The following is a 2,889-nucleotide window of genomic DNA, read 5'->3' on the forward strand; positions in this document are numbered from 1 at the left end:
GTCTCGATCCCCCGGCGCGCCACGACACGCTCGACGCTGGCGTTGTAGGCCTCCACCGGATACAGCTGCGGCTGGGCGCTGCAGAAGATCACATGCGTGTTCACGCCCACCCCGCTGCTGGCCTGGAAGATGTCGTCGGCCAGGTACATCACCTTCTGCGGGGCCCCCCCGCATTTGATCGGTGTGGCGGGATGGGTGAACAGGGCCGTTCCACCACGGAAGTCGCGGATCGCCTTCCAGGTGGCGGCGATGTGGGGGTGGGAGTAGTTGCTGACGACGCCGTGCTGGCCGAGGGCCTCCGGCAGGCCCTGGATGCGGCTCCAGTCGAGCTTCAGGCCCGTGGCCACCACCAGCACCTCGTAGCTGAGGCTGGCGCCGGCCGCGGTGATCACCCGGCGGGCCTCCGGCTCGAAGCAGGCGGCGCTGTCCTGGATCCAGACGGCACCGGCCGGGATCACGGCGGCCTCCGGTCGCTGGGTCTGGGCGTAGGGGAGCAGGCCGGCGCCGGCCAGGATCCAGCCGGACTGGTACTCGTGAACGGAGGCGGGCTCCAGGATCGCCACATCCAGGCCGGGGCGGGTGCGCAGCAACTGGGCGGCGACGGTGATCCCGGCGGAGCCACCGCCCACGATCAGAACCCGGTGGTGACGGTGGTGTTTCGCTACGGATTCGCCCATCTCACGGCCATGCTCTTCGTCCCAACCTGGGTCGGGCCCCAGCCGACACGCCGCCCGCCACACACAAGTTAATGCGCTAAAACGCATAAAAAGATAAAATCAGTTGAAACCTCGCCGGTCGCGCCGATGCCTCCAGCTCCGCTGCGGCTGCAGAAGCATGGGGGCATCTTCACCGCGGTGAACCCCTCCGACTGGCTGCGGCACTGGCGCCACCCCAATCACCTGATGCTGGCGGTGCCCTGGCCGGGCTTCTTCGGGCTGATCGCCGCGGGGTATCTGCTGCTCAACCTGCTGTTCGCCCTGATCTTCTGGGTCGATCCCCATGGCATTGCCGGGGTGGCTGGCGAGACCACCAGTTTCCTCGAGGCCTTCTTCTTCAGCGTTCAGACCCTGGGCTCAATCGGCTATGGCGCTTTCCATCCCAGCAGCCTGTTCACCCATCTGGTCGTCACCGTCGAATCGTTGCTGGGACTGATCGTGATCGCCCTGACGACGGGGATGGCGTTCAGTCGCTTCTCCCGTTCCACGGCCCGGATCCTGTTCTCGGAGGTGGCCACCGTGCACGACTACGACGGCCAGCCCACCTTGATGTTTCGCCTGGCCAACGAACGCCGCAAGACCATCCTGGAGGCCACGGTTCAGGCCTATCTCGCCATCGATGAGCGCACGACAGAGGGCCATCGGATGCGGCGTCTGCACCCGCTGGCCCTGAACCGCGATCGCTCCCCGCTGTTTCTGCTCACCTGGACGCTGATGCATCCGATCGATGACCGCAGCCCGCTGCGGGGGCGAACAGCCCGGGATCTGGCCGCTGGCGAGGCCGAGATCCTGGTGTCCTTCCGCGGCATTGACGAAACCCTGGAGCGACCGATCTATGCCCATCACAACTACCCCATCTCCCGGGTGTTGTTCGGTCAGGCCTTCGTGGACATGATGCAGGCGGAGGATGATGAGGGCCAACGTTTCGAGTCCGCCAATTTCAACAGGACCCACCTCTGCCCATCCATTGAGCCGTCCTGAGTGGCTGGAGCCAGCTTCCTGACGCTCAGCTCAGCTCCACCAGGGCTTCTCGCCGGTGCGGGGATCGCTCTCGCTCCAGGTGCTGAGCAGCACCCGTTCGTCCTCCACGGCCACATGGGCCAGCGCCAGGGGCAGCGGGGCCGGGCCGCGCACCACGGCCCCCTCCGGGTCGTACTGGCTTCCGTGGCAGGGGCAGATGAACTTGTTTTCGCCGCTGTTCCAGGGGACCACGCAGCCCAGATGCGTGCAGATGGCGTTGAGGCCGATGGCGCCGATGGCGCCCTCTGCTTCAACGATCAGATAGGTGGGATCGCCCTTGAGGCCCTGCACCAGGCTGCGGTCGCCTTCGCTATGGCTGGCCAGCCAGCCGCTGGCCGCGATCGGATTGCCGAGCTCGTCGAGGGCAAGGGCGCCACCCGATGAGCCAGCCTCCCGTGGAGGGATGAAGTAGCGCACCACCGGATAGAGGGCGCCGAGCGCCACCCCGGTGACGGCACCGAAGGTGAGCAGGTTCATGAACTGGCGACGCCCCAGGCTGGGGACCTCGTCTCTGGATGGGAGTGCGGGAATGAAGGTCATGGCTCAGGAACGTCCGATCCATTTATGAGGTGATACGCATACTGTAGAAAAGTCTTGGCAGTGGCGTGGCTCAGCCCGCGGCGGCGGCGAGTGCTGCCTCAACCTCCGGCAGGTGCACGGCATACATGCCCCGCAGGTCACCCACCGTGAAGTCGAAGGCCTTGTCGTCGGGGTAGTTGGCCTTGATGAACCCCGGCCGACTGGTCTTGGTGCCGTGGCAGGCCAGGCAGCTCGGCTCGACGTTGATGCGGCGGTAGTAGTTCAGGCCGGCGCCCTGGTCTGCCACGGCCGGCTCCCAGAGCCCGTTGATCTCAGGGTGTCGGCTGAACAGATCGATCACCTGGCGCTCCTGAGCGTTGGCGGGGGCATGGTCGGGGTTGCGGTATTTGCTGGCCACCTGGCGCACCTGCCAGCCGTTTTCCTTGCCGATGGCGATGGCCCGCATGCCTACGGGCTTGCACACCTCCTTCATCGTTTCGATGGTGGGCTCCTCGGTGCGGCCCTCGAGGGTGGAGGCCAGGGAGATGCGCATCTGATCGAGCTGCTCCATTGCCACAACGGCCTTGGAGAGTGCTGCCGAATCGACCGGCGGCGAGGCCTCTGCTGCCAGGGC

3 protein-coding genes and 1 pseudogene are annotated in these 2,889 nt (G+C 66.2%); 1 reads left to right on the plus strand and 3 read right to left on the minus strand.

The window, feature by feature from the left end; translation table 11 throughout:
• Positions 1-677 (minus strand): annotated as a pseudogene (locus KBZ33_RS21245) (NAD(P)/FAD-dependent oxidoreductase); the annotation flags it as partial.
• Between the two features lie 126 nt (positions 678-803).
• On the opposite strand from KBZ33_RS21245, the gene KBZ33_RS21250 reads away from it, so the two are divergent.
• Positions 804-1,697: an ion channel gene (locus KBZ33_RS21250; protein WP_255012008.1), complete on the plus strand. Its 894-nt coding sequence runs from the start codon at positions 804-806 to the stop codon at positions 1,695-1,697.
• 30 nt (positions 1,698-1,727) lie between these two features.
• Here the strand turns inward: KBZ33_RS21250 and petC are convergent, their stop codons facing one another.
• On the minus strand, positions 1,728-2,276 hold the full coding sequence (gene petC / locus KBZ33_RS21255; RefSeq protein WP_255012009.1) for a cytochrome b6-f complex iron-sulfur subunit: 549 nt from the start codon (positions 2,274-2,276) through the stop codon (positions 1,728-1,730).
• Between the two features lie 70 nt (positions 2,277-2,346).
• Positions 2,347-2,889 (minus strand): DUF3365 domain-containing protein (locus KBZ33_RS21260; RefSeq protein WP_255012010.1); only part of this gene is annotated, 543 nt, incomplete at its 5' end.

The organism is Cyanobium sp. Cruz-8D1 (genome assembly GCF_024345975.1).
Taxonomy (GTDB): Bacteria; Cyanobacteriota; Cyanobacteriia; order PCC-6307; family Cyanobiaceae; genus Cyanobium.